The 20557-nt window shown below is 64.3% G+C and carries 21 protein-coding genes; 9 read left to right on the forward strand and 12 right to left on the reverse strand.

The window, feature by feature from the left end; translation table 11 throughout:
* Window positions 1-7 precede the first annotated feature (7 nt).
* Window positions 8-958, reverse strand: a complete 951-nt coding sequence (locus tag AAFN55_RS05905) for a LysR substrate-binding domain-containing protein (protein ID WP_347797931.1) — start codon at window positions 956-958, stop codon at window positions 8-10.
* Between the two features lie 187 nt (window positions 959-1145).
* On the opposite strand from AAFN55_RS05905, the gene AAFN55_RS05910 reads away from it, so the two are divergent.
* On the forward strand, window positions 1146-1436 hold the full coding sequence (locus AAFN55_RS05910) for a DUF1127 domain-containing protein (RefSeq protein WP_347797932.1): 291 nt from the start codon (window positions 1146-1148) through the stop codon (window positions 1434-1436).
* A gap of 98 nt (window positions 1437-1534) precedes the next feature.
* On the opposite strand, the gene AAFN55_RS05915 is transcribed toward AAFN55_RS05910, so the two are convergent.
* The 4 genes from AAFN55_RS05915 to AAFN55_RS05930 form a co-directional block, all read right to left on the reverse strand.
* Entirely contained in the window at window positions 1535-2440 is a 906-nt protein-coding gene (locus AAFN55_RS05915) for a DUF937 domain-containing protein (protein ID WP_347797933.1), read from the reverse strand.
* A 77-nt stretch (window positions 2441-2517) separates the two neighbouring features.
* The gene (locus tag AAFN55_RS05920) at window positions 2518-3891 is read right to left on the reverse strand and encodes a glutamate--cysteine ligase (RefSeq protein ID WP_347797934.1); all 1374 of its coding nucleotides are present in this window, start codon (window positions 3889-3891) and stop codon (window positions 2518-2520) included.
* Between the two features lie 118 nt (window positions 3892-4009).
* Entirely contained in the window at window positions 4010-4747 is a 738-nt protein-coding gene (locus tag AAFN55_RS05925; RefSeq protein ID WP_347800198.1) for a 16S rRNA (uracil(1498)-N(3))-methyltransferase, read from the reverse strand.
* A 46-nt stretch (window positions 4748-4793) separates the two neighbouring features.
* Window positions 4794-5447 carry a hypothetical protein gene (locus AAFN55_RS05930; protein ID WP_347797935.1) on the reverse strand — a complete coding sequence of 218 codons (654 nt, stop codon included), beginning with the start codon at window positions 5445-5447 and terminating at the stop codon, window positions 4794-4796.
* Window positions 5448-5517: 70 nt separating this feature from the next.
* Here AAFN55_RS05930 and AAFN55_RS05935 point away from each other — a divergent pair, with 70 nt between their 5' ends.
* The 3 genes from AAFN55_RS05935 (at window position 5518) to groL (ending at window position 8398) form a co-directional block, all read left to right on the forward strand.
* On the forward strand, window positions 5518-6222 hold the full coding sequence (locus tag AAFN55_RS05935) for a type 1 glutamine amidotransferase (protein WP_347797936.1): 705 nt from the start codon (window positions 5518-5520) through the stop codon (window positions 6220-6222).
* A gap of 152 nt (window positions 6223-6374) precedes the next feature.
* A complete protein-coding gene (gene groES / locus AAFN55_RS05940) occupies window positions 6375-6671 on the forward strand; it encodes a co-chaperone GroES (RefSeq protein WP_347797937.1) in 297 nt (98 codons plus the stop codon).
* A 74-nt stretch (window positions 6672-6745) separates the two neighbouring features.
* Window positions 6746-8398, forward strand: a complete 1653-nt coding sequence (gene groL, locus AAFN55_RS05945) for a chaperonin GroEL (RefSeq protein WP_347797938.1) — start codon at window positions 6746-6748, stop codon at window positions 8396-8398.
* Window positions 8399-8478: 80 nt separating this feature from the next.
* Here the strand turns inward: groL and AAFN55_RS05950 are convergent, their stop codons facing one another.
* Window positions 8479-10029, reverse strand: coding sequence for a hypothetical protein (locus AAFN55_RS05950; protein WP_347797939.1), 1551 nt, complete (start codon window positions 10027-10029; stop codon window positions 8479-8481).
* Between the two features lie 163 nt (window positions 10030-10192).
* Here AAFN55_RS05950 and AAFN55_RS05955 point away from each other — a divergent pair, with 163 nt between their 5' ends.
* The 4 genes from AAFN55_RS05955 (at window position 10193) to AAFN55_RS05970 (ending at window position 12887) form a co-directional block, all read left to right on the forward strand.
* Entirely contained in the window at window positions 10193-10363 is a 171-nt protein-coding gene (locus AAFN55_RS05955; protein WP_347797940.1) for a CsbD family protein, read from the forward strand.
* 106 nt (window positions 10364-10469) lie between these two features.
* Window positions 10470-10907: a YqaA family protein gene (locus AAFN55_RS05960; RefSeq protein ID WP_347797941.1), complete on the forward strand. Its 438-nt coding sequence runs from the start codon at window positions 10470-10472 to the stop codon at window positions 10905-10907.
* A 77-nt stretch (window positions 10908-10984) separates the two neighbouring features.
* Entirely contained in the window at window positions 10985-12376 is a 1392-nt protein-coding gene (gene fumC / locus AAFN55_RS05965) for a class II fumarate hydratase (RefSeq protein ID WP_347797942.1), read from the forward strand.
* A 133-nt stretch (window positions 12377-12509) separates the two neighbouring features.
* Entirely contained in the window at window positions 12510-12887 is a 378-nt protein-coding gene (locus AAFN55_RS05970; RefSeq protein WP_347797943.1) for a DoxX family protein, read from the forward strand.
* Between the two features lie 134 nt (window positions 12888-13021).
* Here AAFN55_RS05970 and hisG read toward each other — a convergent pair whose 3' ends face one another.
* The 4 genes from hisG to AAFN55_RS05990 form a co-directional block, all read right to left on the reverse strand.
* Window positions 13022-13717: an ATP phosphoribosyltransferase gene (hisG, locus tag AAFN55_RS05975; protein ID WP_347797944.1), complete on the reverse strand. Its 696-nt coding sequence runs from the start codon at window positions 13715-13717 to the stop codon at window positions 13022-13024.
* Window positions 13714-14829, reverse strand: coding sequence for an ATP phosphoribosyltransferase regulatory subunit (locus AAFN55_RS05980; RefSeq protein ID WP_347797945.1), 1116 nt, complete (start codon window positions 14827-14829; stop codon window positions 13714-13716). Before AAFN55_RS05980 ends, hisG begins: the two co-directional genes overlap by 4 nt.
* On the reverse strand, window positions 14826-16280 hold the full coding sequence (gene hisS, locus AAFN55_RS05985) for a histidine--tRNA ligase (RefSeq protein ID WP_347797946.1): 1455 nt from the start codon (window positions 16278-16280) through the stop codon (window positions 14826-14828). Before hisS ends, AAFN55_RS05980 begins: the two co-directional genes overlap by 4 nt.
* A 165-nt stretch (window positions 16281-16445) precedes the next feature.
* Window positions 16446-17174, reverse strand: a complete 729-nt coding sequence (locus tag AAFN55_RS05990; protein WP_347797947.1) for a hypothetical protein — start codon at window positions 17172-17174, stop codon at window positions 16446-16448.
* 1213 nt (window positions 17175-18387) lie between these two features.
* Here AAFN55_RS05990 and AAFN55_RS05995 point away from each other — a divergent pair.
* Window positions 18388-18528 (forward strand): hypothetical protein, encoded by a 141-nt coding sequence (locus tag AAFN55_RS05995; protein ID WP_347797948.1) that lies wholly within the window; start codon window positions 18388-18390, stop codon window positions 18526-18528.
* 98 nt (window positions 18529-18626) lie between these two features.
* Here AAFN55_RS05995 and AAFN55_RS06000 read toward each other — a convergent pair whose 3' ends face one another.
* Together AAFN55_RS06000 and AAFN55_RS06005 are read right to left on the reverse strand one after the other, a co-directional pair.
* The gene (locus AAFN55_RS06000; RefSeq protein WP_347797949.1) at window positions 18627-19376 is read right to left on the reverse strand and encodes a metallophosphoesterase; all 750 of its coding nucleotides are present in this window, start codon (window positions 19374-19376) and stop codon (window positions 18627-18629) included.
* Window positions 19376-20539: an alpha-hydroxy acid oxidase gene (locus tag AAFN55_RS06005; protein WP_347797950.1), complete on the reverse strand. Its 1164-nt coding sequence runs from the start codon at window positions 20537-20539 to the stop codon at window positions 19376-19378. Before AAFN55_RS06005 ends, AAFN55_RS06000 begins: the two co-directional genes overlap by 1 nt.
* Window positions 20540-20557: the final 18 nt, after the last annotated feature.

A 20557-nucleotide genomic window follows, 5' to 3' on the forward strand; every position in this document is an offset into this window, starting at 1 on the left:
CTGCTGGTTACCACCCCGGCAGCATCTGGCCCGGCCGCAGGCGCTTGCCGCGAGTGTACGCGATGCCGGCGAAATCGAACTGTCCGGCGTCTTCAGGCGTCGGGATCGAGATGTTGTCGAGGCTGTCGGAAATGTGCCGTGCCAGCGCATCGACGATTTCCGGCTGGCTCGAATGTCCGCGCATGATGCCGATCCGCACGTCAGGCAGCGCGCCGAAACCGTCCGCCTCGCCGAGGATGCGCATGCCCGGCCGCAGCGCGCATTCGGGCAGCACGGAGACGGCCTGCCCGGACAAGACGGCGGCGATGATCACTGTCGCGGACCAGCTCGTGAACAGGATGCGATAGTCGCGCCCCATCTGGTCGAGCATGTCGCACGCGGCGCGGCGCCACATGCAACTCGTGCGTCCGACGGCAAGCGGCAGCACGTCGTCCGCATGGATCGAATGGTTCGCCGACGTGACCCACAGAAGCGGTTCGCGGCGGACGACTTCAGAGGAATTGCGGTCATGCGTGACGATCGCGATGTCGAGGTGCCCGCGCTTCAGATGATCGATCAGATTGACGGTCGGTTCGCACATCACCGAGAGCTCGACACGCGGGTTGGAGCGCGAGAACCGCGCCATGATCTCGGGCAGGAAGCGGTCCGCATAGTCGTCGGGCGTGCCGATGCGGATATGGCCTTCGAGGCTCGTGTCGTCGAATGCCGCCAGGGTCTCCCGGTTCAGACGAAGCAACCGCCGGGCGTAGGTCAGCAGACGTTCGCCTTCCTCGGTCAGCCGGTTGGTGCGGCCATCCTTTTCGAAGAGAGCCTTGCCGAGCCTCTCCTCCAGCCGGCGCATCTGCATGGATACCGCCGACTGCGTGCGATGCACCTCGTCGGCAGCCTTGGTGAAGCTGCCCGTGTCGGCAATCGTTATGAACGTATGCAACTGTTCCAGATCGAGCGGCTGGGCCATGGGATCAATCCATCAGAGATAATGATCCTAAACATTAAAAACATTCGTTAGACTAATCAATGGGCGAATGAGACTGTGCAATCGTTCAAGCAAGCAGGTGCGAAACAGGTTTTCCACGGCGGTCCGCGTCCTCCCACGCGGCCTGCCGGCGGTTTCCGCGCGCCTCATTTCATGAAGGAGAAATACGATGACCGCCCTCGACCACCCCACGCATGCGATCGCTGCCGAGACGCGCACGATTGTCGTCGTGAAGCGCGTGGCAAACGGTCTTCGCTCGATTTTCCGTGCAGCACTCGGCCGTCGTCAAGTCAGCCGCCTTGGCTATCTGTCGGATCATGAACTGGCCGATATCGGCCTGAAGCGCACCGATCTCGCCGTCGCGCTCCGTTCGCCGTTCGGCATCGACCCCACCGCAAGGCTCAGCGATTTCGCCCGCGAACGCTACCTGACCGAGGATGGCGCGCGCAGGGTCTGCTGATCGCCATGAGTTACGCAGGCTAGTCCCACACTCCCGCCGGTTCCCCCCGGCAGCCTGCATACTGCCCGGTCCTCTTCGGAGGGCCGGGCTTTTTCGTATCAGCGCTTCGGCGCTTTCATGCCGCTGAGGAATTGGTCGAAAATCGATTCCATCCCCTGCTGATAATTATCCTGAGACTTTCGCCCGGCCTCGAACATGTCGCCGAAAAGGTCGTCATAGGGCGTGCGCGCCCGCCCGCTTGGATTGGACTTGGGTTGAGTTCTCGGTTGCGGCTTGGGTGCAGCCTTGGGTTGGCTCGCAGGCCGCTGCCCGCCGCGCATCATCTCCTCGAAGATCTTTCCGAGCGGGTTGTCGCCATAGGGAGTTTGCGGCGACTGCGGCGTGGGCTGGCGCGCCTGCCCGCCGCCGAACATGCCTTCGAGTATCTTGCCGAACGGGTTGTCGAACTGGTTCAGGTCCGGCTGCGGCGCTTCGGGGCGTGGCGCCTGCTGCGGCATGCCGAGGCCGCCGCCCTGTTTCATCATCTGTTCGATGATGTCCTGCAGGGGATTGCCCTGTCCGCCGAACCCTGCGGCGCCGACCTGGCCGGTCGATTGCTTGAACAGTCCGCCCATGATCATGGTGGCGAGCGCCGGAAGCATCTGCTTCAGGGTTTCCTGGCCGATGCCCGTTGCCTGTGCCGCCTGCGCGGCCACCGCGCGCGAAAGCTCCTTGGAACCGAAGAGGTGGCCGAGGATGCCGTTCCCTTCCTGTACGCCTTGCGGCGAGAATGCCTGGCTGGCGTCGTCGAAGTATTTCGCGTGCTGGCCGGACGAGAGCGCCGACAGGAAGGAGCCGACACCATAGGGATCGGCGGCGTTTCGCTTGAGCCCTTGGCTGAAGGCGGGCATCAGCGCCTCGACGGCGTCCTGCACCTGCCCTTGCGAGAGGCCGTATTGGCGCGCCATCTGCTGCATGGCGTTGCCGTTCTGCGCATTGGTGAGCATGTCGAAAAGGGGCATCATGGCGCTGTCCTCCGATTGGCCTCGCAAATGAGCGTAGCCGAAATCGGAAGCGCCGCAAGTCAGCGGCTGGAATAGCCTCAATATGCGTATTCGAGAAAGGCCGGCTCGATCGACCCGCCCCAGCGGGTGTTGTAGGCCTTGAGCATCTCTTCGGCGCTGGTCGTCCCGCGCGCGACCGCTTCTTCGAGCGGCGCGAGGAAGCCCGTCTCGTCGTAGCCTTCGCGGTTCATTCTGCCGCGATTGGTCAGGCCTCTGCGTGAAATCTCCAGAACGTCGCGTGCCACGTCGCGCAAAGTGCGGTTGCGGAACGGCGTGACAAGACCTTGCGCAGGCACGGCGTCGCGCATCGCGAGCGATTCCTCGAAGGTCCAGTCCCTGGTCAGCGCCTCGACGGCGTCGAGCGCTTCGCTGTCATAGAGCAGCCCGACCCAGAATGCGGGGAGGGCGCAGATGCGCCGCCACGGGCCGCCATCGGCGCCACGCATTTCAAGGAAGCGCTTCATGCGCACATCCGGGAAGAGCGTCGAGAGATGGTTGGCCCAGTCGCCTATCGTGGGCAGGCCTTCCGGAATCTCCTTGCGCAGCGCACCGTCCATGAACTGCCGGAAGGTGACGTGGGTGACGTCGTAGTAGCGGCCCTCGCGGATCAGGAAATACATCGGGACGTCGAGCGCCCACTCGACATAATCCGCGAAGCCGAAATCGGATCGGAAACAGAAATCGAGCATGCCGGAACGCTGATTGTCCGTGTCGCGCCAGATGTCGCCGCGCCACGACTGGAGGCCGTTCGGCTTGCCTTCGGTGAAGGGGGAATTCGCAAACAGCGCGGTCGAAAGCGGCTGCAGCTTCAGCGAGACCTGCATCTTGCGGCGCATGTCCGCTTCGCTTTCGAAATCGAGATTCACCTGGATCGTGCAGGTCCGGTACATCATGTCGAGGCCCTGGCTGCCGACCTTCGGCATGTAGGCGGTCATGATGTCGTAGCGCGACTTCGGCATGCGCGGCGTCTCGGCCAGCGTCCATTTCGGGCTGCCGCCAAGGCCGAGAAAGCGGATGCCGAGCGGTTCGGCTATTTCGCGCAACTGGGCAAGATGCGCGTTGCCTTCGCGGCACGTCTGGTGAAGCGTCTCGACCGGCGCGCCCGAAAGCTCGAACTGCCCGCCGGGTTCCAGCGAAATCGCGCCCTGACCGGTCGGCTCCACGAGGCCGATGACATGGCCCGCATCGATGATCGGCTCCCAGCCCAGAACGCGCTGCATCCCTTCGAGAAGCGCCTTGATGCCGCGCTCGCCACCATAGGGAACAGGGGCGTTGCCATCGACGTAGAACGGAAACTTCTCGTGTTCCGTGCCGATGCGCCATTCGTCCTTGGGCTTGCAGCCTGCGGCGATCCACGAGACCAGTTCGTCCTTGCCCTCGATCGGGCGAAAATCCGTGGTGTCGCGCGCCATTGCGTATCCTCGATCCTAAAACGGCCGTTCTCGAGCGACGGCGCGCGAGTGTTGAGCGCAAGACCCGCCTGCGATCAAGCGAAAAATCCTGACAGGACGTTGACGCTATGTTGATCCATCAACGCCAGTCGCCGATTGCCGCCTGCATCACCGCAAGTGCCGCTACCGCAGCCGTGTCGGCCCGCAGGATACGCGGCCCGAGCGGAATCGCGGTGACGAAGGGCAGCGCGCGCAGCATTCGCCGCTCTTCTTCGGAGAACCCGCCTTCCGGGCCGACGAGCAGACCGAGCTTCGTCTCGGTGACGGCCCGCAACGCGGCGAGGGGGTTGTCCGTATCGGCATCCTCGTCGCAGAAGATCAGGCGCCGGTCCGTCTCCCACGACGCCAGAAGCCGGTCGAGCTTGATCGTCGGCCGGACGGGCGGCACGGCGAGCACGCCACATTGTTCAGCCGCCTCCATCGCATTCGCCTCGAACTTTTCGATCGGTATTTTTGACGCCTGCGTGTGCTGTGTGATCACGGGCTGGAGAATGCCCGCACCCATCTCGACCGCCTTCTGGACGAGATAGTCGAGCCGCCCGACCTTCAGCGGCGCGAATGCGTAGACGAGGTCAGGCGTAGCGGGCTGCGGCCGCGTCTGCGCGCCGACCTTCAGCCGCACCGCCTTCTTCGTCACTGCGGCAATGACGGCTTCCCACTCGCCGTCGCGTCCGTTGAAGACCAGCAGGGCGTCGCCTTCCACCTTGCGCAGCACATGCGCGAGATAATGGCTCTGCTGCTTGTCGGCGTCGAACTCGACACCGGCTGCGAGGTCGTGCGGCACATGAAGCCGCTGGAGTTTATAGTTGGCGCGCATGGAAACGGTGATGGGCAAATGCCGGACGATGGTCAAGCGTTCGGCGTTAGCTTTCAACGCTTGGGTGCCAGACTGGCCGATAACCTTCCCGCAGCGCCGCCAGCGTCGATGGCGGTGTGATCAGCGTGATTGGCTGCCCCACTATGGAAGCGCCCACGGTGCCGTATCCCCCAAAACTCCACGGCAGCGCCAGCCCGTCTTTCACGGCATAGGCCACTCCGCCGGCGGCGATCATCGCGCCATCGGGCAGTGACGTGGGATCGCCAACCAACGTCCGGGCGCCGGCATCGCCCGACACCATCCGTTGCCCATGCAGAAGCGCGTCCATCCGGGGAGCGCTGGCGTGTTGCAGATTGTTCCCATCTGCGAACCGTCGCTGGAAATCTTTCGCCGCCTCGCGCCGGCAGTATAAGCATGGGCGGTGCCCGGCGGCGAGCGCGGTTACCTCGTCGAGGAAGAAAAGTTCGGTCCAGCCGGCCCGCCCGCCTGGCGTGTTGCGGCCCATCGGGTCACGGCGAACCCCGCCGGGATGCTCGAGCGTGCAGACGATCCACGCCTTCGTCGTCCAGCGACGGCTGGTAAGCGTCTTGTCCGAGGCGTCGTGGATGACGCCCCGATTGCCTGTGAAGAGGCCGCGTTCAGCAACCGCGTGGATGTGTCCGAACGGATCGACCCGGTTCCTGAGTGGCACAACCAGCATCCCTTTTCAGTCCTGCGGGACGCATGTTATCGCTCGCCACGCATCCTGCCACCCGTTTGCGGATATTGTCATGCACGTTCTCGTTGTCCAGAATTTCGATGGCACCGGTCTCGGTCAGATGAAGACCGCGCTGGACGAGGCGCGCGCGCGGATCGAAATTGTCCATGCGCATCACGGCGACACCCTTCCGCAGGGGCCTGATGGATATGACGCGCTCGTGGTGCTTGGCGGCGGGCAGAATGCGCTTGCCGATGATGTGCACCCCTATCTGCCGCGGCTGTGTGATCTGATGCGTGAGTTCGCGGACTCCGACCGCTCCGTGCTCGGCATCTGTCTCGGCAGCCAGTTGCTCGCTCGCGCCTATGGTGCCGAAAACATCATCGGCGGGGCAACTGAGTTCTCCTGGCAGGAGGTCGATCTCACCGAGGACGGCGTTGCCGATCCGATCTTCACGGGGCTTCCCGCACGGTTCCCCACCTTCGAATGGCATGACGACACTTTCGTCCAGCCGCGCGGTGCGGTTCGCCTGGCAGGCAACCTTGCCGTCCATAATCAGGCTTTTCGTATTCGCCGTGCCGCCTACGGCATGCAGTTTCATTTCGAGGCGGATCGCGCGCTGGTCGAGCATTGGAACGATACCTTCGCGACCTGGCTTGGCGAGCGTCAGCCGGGCTGGCCCGAGCGGCATCCCGTGGAGGCCGCCCGTTTCGGCGCGCAGGCGGATGAAGCCGGGCTGGCGATCGCCCGGAACTGGGTCGCCACGATCCGCGTGTGAGACGATCGGGCCTGCGCCCGTCTTGACTCGCCCTGGGGGAGCGCCTATCTCAGCGCCACGTTAGCACTCTCCTCAGGTGAGTGCTAACCAGCGTCCGGCACCGCCGGACGGAGGGAACCCCTTAAACCATCCTTATCGAGGACACCAGAGACATGGCAAAGTCGAAATTCCGCCCGCTCCATGACCGCGTGGTCGTTCGTCGGGTCGAGTCCGAAGAAAAGACCGCCGGCGGAATCATCATCCCGGATACCGCCAAGGAAAAGCCGCAGGAAGGCGAAGTCATCGCCGTCGGTTCGGGCGCCCGTGACGAAGCCGGCAAGCTCGTGCCGCTCGACGTCAAGGCCGGCGACCGCGTCCTGTTCGGCAAGTGGTCCGGCACCGAAGTGAAGCTCAATGGCGAAGACCTTCTGATCATGAAGGAATCCGACATCATGGGCATCATCGCCTGATACCGGGACGTTTTCATCAATCATTCAATTCTGGCCGGCTCGTTATCGAGCGGCCGTGAAACGAGGAGCTGAACATGGCTGCTAAAGACGTAAAATTCTCCCGTGATGCCCGCGAGCGCATGCTGCGCGGCGTCAACATCCTGGCCGACGCGGTCAAGGTCACGCTCGGCCCCAAGGGCCGCAACGTCGTGATCGACAAGTCCTTCGGCGCTCCGCGCATCACCAAGGACGGCGTCACCGTCGCCAAGGAGATCGAGCTCGAGGACAAGTTCGAGAACATGGGCGCCCAGATGGTGCGCGAAGTGGCCTCGAAGACCAACGACATCGCTGGTGACGGCACCACGACCGCGACCGTTCTCGCACAGGCGATCGTCCAGGAAGGCCACAAGTCGGTTGCTGCCGGCATGAACCCGATGGACCTGAAGCGCGGCATTGACCTCGCCGTTCTCGAAGTCGTCGCGTTCCTCAACAAGAACACCAAGAAGATCAAGACCTCCGAGGAAGTCGCTCAGGTCGGAACGATCTCCGCCAATGGCGAGACCGAGATCGGCGAGATGATCGCCAAGGCGATGCAGAAGGTCGGCAACGAGGGTGTCATCACCGTCGAGGAAGCCAAGACCGCCGAGACCGAACTCGAAGTCGTCGAAGGCATGCAGTTCGATCGTGGCTACCTCAGCCCCTACTTCGTCACCAACCCCGAGAAGATGGTTGCTGACCTCGAGGACGCCTACATTCTCCTCCACGAGAAGAAGCTCTCCAACCTCCAGGCCATGCTGCCGATCCTCGAGGCTGTCGTTCAGACCTCGAAGCCGCTCGTCATCATCTCGGAAGACGTCGAAGGCGAGGCTCTGGCCACGCTCGTCGTCAACAAGCTGCGTGGCGGCCTCAAGATTGCTGCCGTCAAGGCTCCGGGCTTCGGCGATCGCCGCAAGGCCATGCTCGAGGACATCGCGATCCTCACCGGCGGCCAGGTGATCTCGGAAGATCTCGGCATCAAGCTCGAGAACGTTGGCCTCAACATGCTCGGCCGCGCCAAGAAGGTGCAGATCTCCAAGGAGAACACCACCATCGTCGACGGTGCCGGCAAGAAGGCCGAGATCCAGGGCCGCGTCGCCCAGATCAAGCAGCAGATCGAAGAGACCTCTTCGGACTACGATCGTGAGAAGCTCCAGGAGCGTCTCGCCAAGCTGGCCGGTGGCGTTGCCGTCATCCGCGTCGGCGGTGCGACCGAAATCGAAGTCAAGGAAAAGAAGGACCGCGTCGATGACGCTCTGAACGCGACCCGTGCGGCCGTCGAAGAGGGTATCGTTGCTGGCGGTGGCGTGGCGCTGCTGCGTGCTTCGCTCGCCATCAAGGCGACCGGCGTGAACCCTGATCAGCAGGCCGGCATCAACATCGTCCGTCGCGCTCTGCAGGCTCCGGCTCGCCAGATCGCAACGAACGCCGGTGCGGAAGCATCGATCGTCGCTGGCAAGATCCTCGACAACAAGGGCGTGACCTTCGGCTACAACGCTCAGACCGGCGAGTATGGCGACATGATTGCCATGGGCATCGTCGATCCGATGAAGGTCGTGCGTACGGCTCTGCAGGATGCGGCTTCGGTTGCCGGCCTGCTCGTCACCACCGAGGCCATGATTGCCGAAGCTCCGAAGAAGGATTCGGGCGGCGGCATGCCGGGCGGTATGCCTGGCGGCGGCATGGGTGGAATGGGCGGTATGGACTTCTAAGGTCCACGACCCGATTGAACTCGGAAAGGGCGGCAGCGATGCCGCCCTTTTCCTTTATGGGTGCGACGTGTCCGGGTGTTTCAGGTGATCGTGCACGCGGCATCCCCGGTGCTGGGTTGCGCGTCGAGAAAGCCGAGATAGGCCCGCAGCGCCGTGCCCTTGCTGCTGCCGCTTTCATACGCGGCGATCTCGGACAGGAGTTCCGTCAGCCGCTCGTCCGTCAGGTCGCAACCGTCGCTCAGGCGCTCGAAGGCCGCGAAGCGCAGCGTTGCCAGGGTCTTGTCTTCCGGCCCGTTGGAAGTCGGGTCTTGCGTCTGCAACTGGTCCATAAGGGCAAGGGTCTTGGCAGCGGCTTGCCGGGCAACCGCAGATGGCCACGCCGCGCCGACCTTCTCCGCCGCTTCTTGAACGTACTGCTTTTCAACGCAGCAGGTTTCGAACGTGGGCTTGAAGCTTGCCACATACCAATTCAGCGCGACGTTGGGATCGTCGTTGTAGTAGGTCGCACTTGATTGGAACTCGATCATGTCGTCGAAGCTGTCGTTCTCGAACTCCATGCCGAGAATGCCGTCGTTGACGAGCGAATCCGCGGTCGCGCTCGTCACCTGGCTCGGCAACCGTGCATAGAGTTCGCGCGCTTCATCGACACGTCCTTCATCGTTCAGCCGCAGCGTGATCGTCTGGATCAGGTTCTCGGCGACCTCGCTCCGGATCACGCCAATAGCAAAAGCGCGCTCGCGCTCGTCCGTATACTTGGCCTCGACGGCGGCGATATCCGTTTCCATCTGGGCGAACAGCGGATCGATCATCGCCATTGCCGCTTCGCCGCGGCAATGCAGAACGCCATAGGTCATCTTCGACCATTCGATGGCCTGCAACTCCTGATCGGGCGTCCACAGCGCCCTTTCCTGATCCAGTACGGCCAGAATCCGCTCGCCCTTTTCGCTGTCGCCCGCATTGCAGTGCGTGGCGGCGACACGGCTCAGCCTGTCCCAGCCGTCATAAAGGGCTGATTTTGGAATCAGATACTTCTCCGCCATCCGTTCGAACGCATCGACCTCGTTCAGGGCAATCCAATGCAGGGTGTCGGTGAACGCCGGATACGCATTCTTCCAGAGCAGTTCGGTATGCTCTTCCCACAGCGCGACGGCGGCTTGCGGATCGTCTTTGAGAATGACGGGGAATGCCTTGCGCATGAACTCCGCGAAATCCTCGCCGTCCGGCGCCGACTGCTGCAACAGCGCCGTTCGTAGCGTCTCCACCGTGACGCCTTCCGGAGGCAGGGCGATGCGCAGGGAATAGTCCATCGAGCGGATGAATTCGTCGTCGGCGCCTGCCTCTTCCCAGCGTTTGCGCACGGCGTCGCGCTCGCCGTCCGGGATGAATTGCATGAGCAGCGCTGCTGCCTGCGCGTGAGGCTCGAAGTTTGGTTTGTGCTCCCGATTCTGATAGTCCGCGATCTGTATCGACAGCGCTGTTTCAAGGATGCATGTGCGGTCGCGCGGGGTGCAATCGATGGCGTCCGAACCCGAAAACAAGCCGGCAAGCCAAGCGTGGCTTGGCGACGAGAGCGCCAAAAGCAGGGCTGCCGCACACGGGATCGTCCATGCTGTCAGGTATTTCGGCGTCATTTTGCGCTCCTCTCCAGTCCGCGTCTTTCTATCAACCATTGCGAGTGGTCATGCAAACGCCGGCAACCTGTCCGCTTTGTGAACGGCTCCTGCGGCAACCATTCGCGCGCCGGCCCGTTGTCACCAGCGCCGCAATCATGCGGCCGCCCCAGGGAGCACGACGATGGTGAACAAGGATCAGGTCAAAGGCGTCGCCAAGCAGGCGAAGGGCGCTGTCAAGGAAGCGGCCGGCAAGGTCACGGGATCGAAGCGGACCGAAATCGAAGGCAAGGCCGAAAAGGTCGCCGGCAAGGTCCAGAAGAATGTCGGCGACGTGCGCGAGAAATTGAAGTAGGCACGGTCGGACAACCGATCGGCTGAAGTGACAGAAAGGGCGGCTTGGACCGCCCTTTCTGCTATCTCGGCGCATCGCCATTTCGCTCCCCGACGCCGAACACGCCGTGCCCGACAACATCTCAGCCCTTGCCGCTCTTGCGTTCTCTGCGTTCACGTCAGCCACGATCCTGCCCGGAACGTCGGAGGCCGTGCTGCTGGCGATGCTGGCGGGCGGCGTGGCGCCTGGATGGCTTCTGCTGACCGTGGCGTCGGTCGCGAACATAGCCGGATCGCTCGTCAACTGGGCGATGGGGCGGTTCCTTCATCTCTATGCAGACCGGCGCTGGTTTCCGGCAACGCCCGCCCAGATGGCCCGCGCCGAACGCTGGTACGGCCGTTATGGATGGCCGTCGCTGTTTCTGTCGTGGGTGCCGGTGATCGGCGATCCGATCACGATCGTCGCCGGCCTGCTACGCACGCCGTTCGCGCTTTTCGTGATCGTTGTGGCTATCGCCAAGACGGCGCGCTATGCAGCGCTGATCTGGCTTGCGGGTTTATTCTGATCCACAGCCTGCAGCATCGTCAACGCCAGCCCCATATGAGGATGCAAGCTGCCGACGGACCAACTCTGGAGACCGAGATGACCGATACCCGTACCGAGACCGACACATTTGGACCGATCGAGGTCGCATCCGACCGCTATTGGGGGGCGCAGGCGCAGCGCTCGCTTGGCAACTTCAAGATCGGGTGGGAGAAGCAGCCGCTGCCGATCGTGCGCGCGCTCGGCATCGTCAAGCGCGCTGCCGCCGAAGCCAATGCGGAGCTCGGTCACCTCGATCAGGACCTTGCGAAGACCATCGTGGCGGCCGCGCAGGAGGTTATCGATGGCAAGCTCGACGCGCATTTTCCGCTCGTCGTCTGGCAGACGGGTTCGGGCACGCAGTCCAACATGAATGCCAATGAGGTGATCTCGAACCGCGCGATCGAGATGCTGGGCGGGCAGATGGGCTCCAAGAAGCCTGTTCATCCCAACGACCACGTCAATATGAGCCAGTCGTCCAACGACACCTATCCGACGGCGATGCACATCGCGTGTTCGGAAGAGATCGTCCACCGCCTGTTGCCGGCGCTGAAGACGCTGCATGGCGCGCTCGACGGCAAGGCGAAGTCTTGGGACCACATCATCAAGATCGGCCGGACACACACGCAGGATGCGACGCCTCTCACCCTCGGTCAGGAATTCTCCGGCTACGCGCAGCAGGTGGCAAACGGCATCGCGCGCATCGAGCAGACGTTGCCTGGCCTGATGCAACTCGCGCAGGGCGGCACCGCGGTCGGCACGGGCCTGAACGCGCCGATCGGTTTCGCCGAAAGAGTTGCGGACAGGATCGCCGCGATCACCGGGCTTGATTTTACCTCGGCGCCCAACAAGTTCGAGGCACTGGCCGCGCACGACGCGATGGTGTTCTCGCACGGCGCGATCAACACGGTCGCGGCCTCGCTGTTCAAGATCGCCAACGACATCCGCTTCCTCGGCTCCGGCCCGCGCTCTGGGCTGGGCGAACTGGCGCTGCCGGAGAACGAGCCCGGCTCGTCGATCATGCCGGGCAAGGTCAACCCGACCCAGTGCGAAGCGCTGACGCAGGTGTGCGTGCAAATCTTCGGCAACAATGCCGCGCTGACCTTCGCCGGCAGCCAGGGCCATTTCGAACTCAACGTCTTCAACCCGGTGATGGCCTACAATTTCCTCCAGTCGGTGCGGCTGATGGCCGACGCTGCCATATCCTTCACCGACAATTGCGTCGTCGGAATCGAGCCGCGCGAAGACAACATCAAGGCGGCGCTCGACCGATCGCTCATGCTCGTCACCGCGCTGGCACCGAAGATCGGCTACGACAACGCCGCCAAGATCGCCAAGACGGCACACAAGAATGGCACGACGCTGCGCGAGGAGGCGCTGGCGACGGGACTTGTGACGGAAGCGGAGTACGATGCGATCGTTCGGCCCGAGGCGATGACCAGGCCTGGCTGATCTAACAATGGTGTTGTGAACGGAATTTTATTCGCCGTTCATCGATGCTGAACACTGAGTTCGCAACGCAGCGGCTTGCTGCGTTGCACAAAACCTCTATGTGAGCGAACACAACTCCAGAGAGGCAATTCCAATGTCAAACGATCTTACCCTTCTCGTCGCGCGTATCCTTCTGGTCGCGCTGTTCCTTACGTCCGGCATCCCGATGCTGTTCGCACCCTCCGGCTTTGCCGGCTACATGGGGGCCATCGGCCTGCCAGCGCCGCTGCTCGTCACCTGGGTCGTGATTGCCGTCAAGATTCTCGGCAGCCTGTCGGTCCTGCTCGGCTTCAAGACCCGCTATGGCGCCTACGCGCTCGCAGCCTTCGCTATCGGTTCCGCACTTCTCGGCCACACCAACTGGGCCGACGCCAACGAGTTCAACAACTTCTTCAAGAACTTCGCCATCGCTGGCGGCTTCCTGGCCCTGTCCGTTGCCGGCGCCGGTGCGCTGTCGGTCGACAAACGCTGATCAAAGCCTCCTCCCAAGGCTGATGAAGAAGGCTCGCGGTGACGCGGGCCTTTTTTCTTGAGAGGAGGGGAATGCGGGCGATCGATCATCCGGCCATTGTGCCATGCCGCCTGCGTGGGTGGACAAACTTTCCCTCAGCGGGCGCTGAATCGCTCCAGCACGTCTTCCAAGGCGGCTGCCTCATCCGGTGTGCGCTGGCGCAGCGACGAGACGAGACACGCTTCCGACTTGAGGATCACGCCGTCGTCCAGAACCTTCAGATGGTTGGCCTTGAGCGTCGAGCCGGTGGTCGTGATGTCCACGATCACGTCGGCCGAACCGGCTGCGGGCGCACCCTCCGTCGCGCCGAGGCTTTCGACGATGCGGTAGACCTGGATGCCGTGCTGGGCGGAGAAGAACTGCTGCGTCAGCCGCCAGTATTTGGTGGCGATGCGCAGGCGGCGGCCGTGACGCTGGCGGAAATCGGCGGCGACGTCGTCGAGATCGCCCATCGTATCGACGTCCAGCCACGCGTCCGGCACGGCGACGACGACGTCTGCCCGGCCGAAACCGAGCCGCGCACCGAGCGCCACGCGCTTTTCCCATTCGGGGATCGTTTCGCGGACAAGATCCTCACCGGTGACGCCGAGATCGATCGAGCCCTGCCCGAGTTCGCGCGCGATCTCGGAGGCCGACAGGAACGCGACCTCGATGTCGTCTCGTCCTTCGACCCGTGCGCGATAGCGCCGTGCATCGGAGGGGGCCTCTACTTTCAGGCCGGATGTCGCCAGCGCGGCAAGCGCCTCGTCCTTGAGGCGGCCCTTGGAGGGCAAAGCGAGCGTGATCGTCATGCCGATGCCCTTTCCGCCTCGATGCGGTCGAGCCAGACCGAGAAGCCGACACCGGGGATCGGGTCCTTCGCGCCGAGCAGCGTCAGCAGGCGATCATAGCGCCCGCCGCCGACCAGCGGCCGTTGCGAGCTGCCCCCCGAAATCTCGAACACGAGGCCGGTATAGTAATCGAGCGGGCGCCCAAACGCGGCGTCGTACGCGACCGTCTCGGCCGGCAGGTCGTGAGAGGCGATCGCCTCGGCGCGCGCGGCGAACAGGTCGAGCGCCGCGCCGAGCGAGATACCCGCTTCGGACGCAAAGCCGCGCAGCGCCTCGGTGGAGTGCTGGAGCGGCGCGCGGATCGACAGGAACCGCTTCAGCGCATCGAAGGCGTCGCGTGACAGGCGGACGCTGCGCAATTCAGCCTTTTCGATCAGGCGGCGCGCGATCTCCTGCGGGGTGCGGCCGGCCGTGGCCGACAGTCCCGAGCGCTCCATCAGGCCCGACACGTGGCGGGCGAGCCCGTCATGATCGCCGTCCGCGACGAAGGCCGCGACGGGTTCGGCGACCGCGCCGCGTTGCGCCGGGTTGGCGAGATCGTCGAGCGCGGCGGCAAGCTGCTCCGACGAGCCGAAAGCGCGCGCCAGCCGCTTCTGCCAGCCGCGCGGCAGGCCGAGTGCGGCAAGAACCGCCTCGAAGACGCGCTGATCGCCGAGCGTCACGGTCAGCGTCGCATGGGGCAGTGTTCGTGTCAGAAGCGCATGCGCGTCGGCAATCGAGCGTGCGTCGGCGCGTGCGATGTCGGTCTCGCCCAAATCCTCGATGCCGGCCTGGAAAAACTCCGCCTCGCCATCGCGGCGCTGGCGGAACACCTCGCCGAGATAGGCGTAGCGGCGCGGCGTGCCGGCCTGGCTGGCGATGTGGTCGATGCAGACGGGGATGGTGAATTCAGGCCGCAGGCACAGCGCCGCGCCGGTCTCGCTCTCGGTCAGGAAAATGCGGCGGCGCAGATCCTCGCCCGCCATGTCGAGAAACGGATCGGCCGGCTGCAACACCGCGATCTCCGTCAAGGGCGCGCCGCGCTCCTCGAAGAGCGCGAGAATGTCGGCTGCGAAAGCGGGCAGGGCGGTCATCCCCGCGCGCGCTCCGCCGCCTGCGCCGCAAGTATCCGCTGCACCGCCGCGACAAGCTCGCCTTCCGGCACAGATACCTGCGCGGGGCGTCCCTCGCGCCAGGCTTCGTTGTCGGTGATTTCGGCCGACAGGCGCGAGCCCTCGATCAAATCCTTGATCTGGACCTCGCCTTTTTCGCGCTCGTCGCCGCCCTGGATGACGACGCAAGGGGCGCCGCGCCGGTCGGCATATTTCATCTGCGCCTTCATGCCCGAGCCGCCGAGATACATCTCGGCCCGGATGCCGGCGCCACGAAGCTGCGCCACCATCTGCTGGTAGCGGCCGAGGCTTTCCGTGTCCTTGTCCATGACGAGCACGACGACCGGCGCGATCACGTCATCGGTGTCGAGCTTGCCGAGGTTTTTCAGAGCGGCCGTGAGGCGCGAGACGCCGATGGAAAAGCCGGTCGCCGGAACCGGCTCGCCGCGAAAGCGCGAGACGAGACCGTCGTAACGACCACCGCCGGCGACCGAACCAAAGCGGACGATCTGGCCGTCATCGTTGGGGACTTCGAACAAGAGTTCGGCCTCGTAGACAGGGCCTGTGTAGTATTCGAGGCCGCGGACGACGGAGGGGTCGATCTTTATACGACCGTCGTCGTAACCGGCGGCAGCACAAAGCGCGCGGATTTGCGCCAGTTCCTCGACACCTTCGTTGCCGTCGACTTCGCCTGTTTCAATGTAACGAAGCACGGTCTCGATGCCCGCCTCGTCCAGCCCGGCGCCCTTGGTAAAATCGCCACTCTCGTCGAGACGGCCCTTACCGAGCAGAAGCCGCACGCCGTCCGGTCCGAACTTGTCGAGCTTGTCGATGGCGCGCAGCACGCCGAGCCTGCGTCCCGCATTCTCATCGCCGCCAAGGCCGATCGCCTCCAGCACGCCGTCGAGCACCTTGCGGTTGTTCACCCGGATCACGTAGTCGCCGCGCTTGATGCCGACGGCTTCGAGCGTGTCGGCCATCATCATCGCCATCTCGGCGTCGGCGGCGACGCCCGGCGTGCCGACGATGTCGGCGTCGAACTGCATGAACTGGCGGAAGCGGCCGGGGCCGGGCTTTTCGTTGCGGAACACCCAGCCCGAGCGATAGCTGCGATAGGGTTTCGGCAGGGCCTCGAAATTCTCCGCCACGAAGCGCGCCAGCGGTGCGGTCAGGTCGTAGCGCAGCGACAGCCACTGCTCGTCATCGTCCTGGAACGAGAACACGCCCTCGTTCGGACGGTCCTGGTCGGGCAGGAACTTGCCCAGCGCGTCGGTGTATTCCACCATCGGCTGCTCGCCGGGCTCGAAGCCGTAGAGCTCGTAGACGCGCGCGATCTCGTCGGTCATCTTCTTGACGGCCCGGATGTCGCCCGCATGGCGATCGACGAACCCGCGTGGAAGCCGCGCTTTCATTCGCTCCGCCTTGTCAGCCATGGTCCTGTCCGATCATCGTTCATGAAAAAATGCGCCCCTCGGGACGCGCCGGTTTCCTAGCCGATACGGTCTTGAGCGGCAAGGGCGCGCACTTCCTCGATGCCACGCCCCGTTTCCGGTCTGGCCATTTCGGGAATCCGTTTGCCGTCCTGACTTCCCGCGCGGTCATGAGGTGTCGCGCGGCTCCATCGCCCAGATGGCGAGGCCGTGCACGGTTTCGAGAATGTCGTGGACGTCGTGGGTTGGCCGCTTCTGCCAGCCTGGCGGGCGGCCGGGACGCAACGGCCAGACGCGGCGAATGCGGCGGCTGTTTCGCGCGCTTGCGTGTCCGATATTTTGTGCGCTTGCGGCGTCGCGGCCCATACGTTGCGCGCTGGCGTCGCGGGCCGCACGCCAGCGGGCGAAGCGCCGGGCCTGGCGCGGGAGGTCGTCCAGCGCGAAGGCGAGCGCGGTGAGGCGTAGTTCGAGGCGGGCGGCGTTAACCGGGCCGCCCGGCGGGGACGGGCGACGGATCGGAAACGGGTCGCTCAAACCGGGGAAACAGATGCGCGGAACGCCGCTTCGCGACGATCGTCGAGGGCGGCGCGCGCGCGGCAGCGGGTCGAAGAGTTGAAAGCCGTGGCCGGCCTTGCGCGGGGAGGCTTGGGGATTGGCGGGGACTTTCGGCCTGCGCAGGCGCGCCGGCGTAAGCGTGACGACAAGGCCGCGTGCGGCAACGATCACCAGCCGCCGCGCGGCGGCCTCCGCGGGACGCAGCAGCCGGAGCACGGTCCGGTGGAGAACGCGCGGCATGGTGCGGTCCGCGCCGCCGACGATGCCGGCCATCGCCACAAGGGTTACCAGCACGCGCTTCAGCGCCTGGCGGTTCGTCTCGATCGCGGCCTTCCAGTCCATCGCATCCTCCGCGCCCCTTTGGTCAGGGCGGCGGGATTATCGCGCGGGTTTGGGGGAGGTGGATAAAATGGGGTGGGGTTGCGGCGATGGTTTTCGCAAGTGGCTGATCGGGCTTGGGAAACGGTTTCGGCGATGCGGAAATCTTTCCACCTGCGGTCCACCTCACTTTCGTCATTCTCGGGCGACCGGAGCGCAGCGGAGGGAGACCCGAGAATCCATGCCTCGCCGGTGGGTGACTGGCTGGGTGGTCACGATGGTCGCAGGAGTGCCAAGTTCTGCACCACCCTGCGGCGGGACCCGCGAGGCATGGATACTCGGGTCTCCGCCTTTCGCTGCGCTCAAGGCTCCGCCCGAGGATGACGAAGTGGGTGGGGGATGCCTCGAGATGGCGAAGGAGGGGGTAGCTCACCGAAAACCGTCACCGCCTCCGAACCTGGCACAGCCGAAACCACCCCACTTTCGTCATTCTCGGGCGACCGGAGCGCAGCGGAGGGAGACCCGGGAATCCATGCCTCGCCGGTTGGTGACGAGCGGGGTGGTTGCGATGGTTCGTCAATTTCGGATGTGCGGTGAGTGCCCGGTTCTGCACCACCCAGCAGCGGAGGCGGCGAGGCATGGATCCTTGGGTCTGCGCCCGAGGATGACGAAGTGGAGTGGGAACGCTTTCTCGAGTTCTGATACGACGCTGTCGGTTGCCTGGGCGACCAAACCACCGACTTCGTCATTCTCGGGCGACCGGAGCGAAGCGGAGGAAGACCCGGGAATCCATGCCTCGTCAGTTGGTGACGGGCGGGGTGGTGCCGATGGTTCGTCAATTTCGGATGTGCGGTGAGTGCCGAGTTCTGGACCATCCGGCGGCGGGTGCGGCGAGGCATGGATACTCGGGTCTCCGCCTTTCGCTGCGCTCGACGCTCCGCTCGAGGATGACGAAGTGTGGGGGAAACCCGGCCGCCGTTGCATTTCTGCCACGCGGCGCGGAATGCGTGTGGAGAACCCGTGAATCCTCTGGCTTTCGGCGTGGCGCAGGCCTATCAGCCCGCTCCGGAAAACGCGGCATGAGCCGCAAAACAGCTCAATCGACAGCGTGTTTTGGGACTGGCTTGGGGAACGATCGTCTCCCGAACGAGTTTCCGACACAATGGACCCCCACGGCTTCGCAGCGAAACCGGATGGTAACTGTCGGATGCAACAAGTGGTGGGAAACGGAACCGAGATGACACCTGTGAAAGCCACGATCCTATCGCTCTTCATGCTTTCCGGCATCGTCATGTGGGGCGCCGGAATCTACACTGCCGATGCCGCGGGCGACATGATCGTCATTGACGGCTACGGCGTCTCGATGTCCGGCCGCTAGATCACGGTGCGTCCTGACGGACGCACGACTGGCGATCTATCTCTTTGTTTGAGCATCGGAATAACCCGACACCGGATTCCACTTTTCGGTCCGATGCTCTAAGCCGCGGCCTCGATGAACCGTTTCTGATCTCCATCCACGACCAACGCAGTCAGCCGGCCGGTCTCGAACGCCATCGTGTCCACGTTGACGCGGTTGGCCATGACCTCCGGCTCGTGATGCGGCGTGTGGCCGTGGACGACGATCTTGTCGAACAGCCCCGGATGAATATGGAACTCGCGCCTGATCCAGATCAGGTCGTGCGGATTCTGCGCGGCCAGCGCAGTGCCCGGCCGCACGCCGGCGTGGCAGAAGAAGAAATCCCCGAACGACGCGGAGCGTGGCAGGTCGCGCAGGAATGCGACGTGCGAATCGGGCACCGCCGCGACGAGCGCGGCATGGCTGTCGGTGATCGCGCGCCGGTTGTGCGCGTTCAGCGTGACGTCATAGGAGGCGGCGGTGTCCGCGCCGCCATAGTTGATGAAGAGATCACCCTTGTCATGCGGGTCGGCGAGGAAATCGAGGAAGCCTTCGTCGTGGTTGCCGAGAAGGGCAATGATGCGCGGGTCGCGCGCGGTTGCCTCCATCAGGACATCCAGCACCTCGCGGGATTGCGGCCCGCGATCGACATAGTCGCCGAGATGGATGATGCGCCAGTCGGCGGGACGGTCGCGCGCGATCTCATCCGCGATCATGCCATGCATGCGCGACAGGCAGTCGAACCGCCCATGCACGTCGCCGATCGCGTAGAGGCGCATGCCGGCGGGGGCTGCGGCATCGAGGTAGTGGACGCCGCCGCCCGTTTCCATCAGATGCGGGCCTGTCGCTCTTGGGGTGGCGTGTAGATCAAATCGGGACCGGCATCGGCGACGGTGCGCTTGCCGCACAGCGCCATGGTGACGTCGAGCTCGCGGCGGACGATCTCCAGCGCCTGTGTGACGCCTTGCTTGCCGCCGGCACCCAGGCCGTAGAGGAACGGCCGCCCGATATAGGTGCCCTTCGCGCCGAGGCACAGCGCCTTGAGCACGTCCTGCCCCGAGCGGATGCCGCCGTCGAGATGCACCTCGATCGTGTCGCCGACCGCCTCGACGATCTCGGGAAGGACCGAGATGGAGGAGGGTGCGCCGTCGAGCTGGCGGCCGCCATGGTTGGAGACGATGATCGCATCGGCGCCGCTCTGCGCGGCCATCTTCGCGTCCTCGGCGTCGAGAATACCCTTCAGGATCAGCTTGCCGCCCCAGCGCTCCTTGATCCAGGCGACGTCCTTCCACGACAGGCGCGGGTCGAACTGCTCGGCTGTCCATGCGCCGAGTGACGAGAGGTCGGTGACGCCCTTGGCGTGGCCTTCGATGTTGCGGAAGCTGCGGCGCTGCGTGCCCAGCATGCCCATGCACCAGGCAGGCCGCGTCGCCATCTGCCAGATGTGCTTCGGCGTGAATTTGGGCGGGGCCGACAGGCCGTTGCGCAGATCCTTGTGGCGCTGGCCGAGGATCTGCAGGTCGAGCGTGAGCACCAGCGCGGAGCAGCCGGCGGCCTTGGCGCGATCGATCAGGTTCATCACGAAGTCGCGGTCGCGCATGACGTAGAGCTGGAACCAGAACGGCTTCGTCGTCACCGAGGCGACGTCCTCGATTGAGCAGATACTCATGGTGGACAGCGTGAAGGGCACGCCGAATTCCTCGGCAGCCTGTGCGGCCAGCATCTCGCCATCGGCATGCTGCATGCCCGTGAGACCCGTTGGCGCGAGCGCGACGGGCATCGAGACCTTTTCGCCGATCATGGTCGATTCGAGCGAGCGGTTGGTCATGTCGACCAGCACCCGCTGGCGCAGCTTGATCCGGGAAAAGTCTTCCTCGTTGGCGCGGTAGGTGCTTTCGGTCCAGGCGCCGGAATCGGCATAGTCGAAGAACATCTTCGGCACACGCCGGCGGGCGCGCTCCTTGAGATCGGCAATTGTCAGGCTGGCGCTCATAGGTCCCCCGGTCGTGAA

The sequence above is a fragment of the Mesorhizobium sp. CAU 1732 genome, from assembly GCF_039888675.1.
GTDB lineage: Bacteria > Pseudomonadota > Alphaproteobacteria > Rhizobiales > Rhizobiaceae > Aerobium.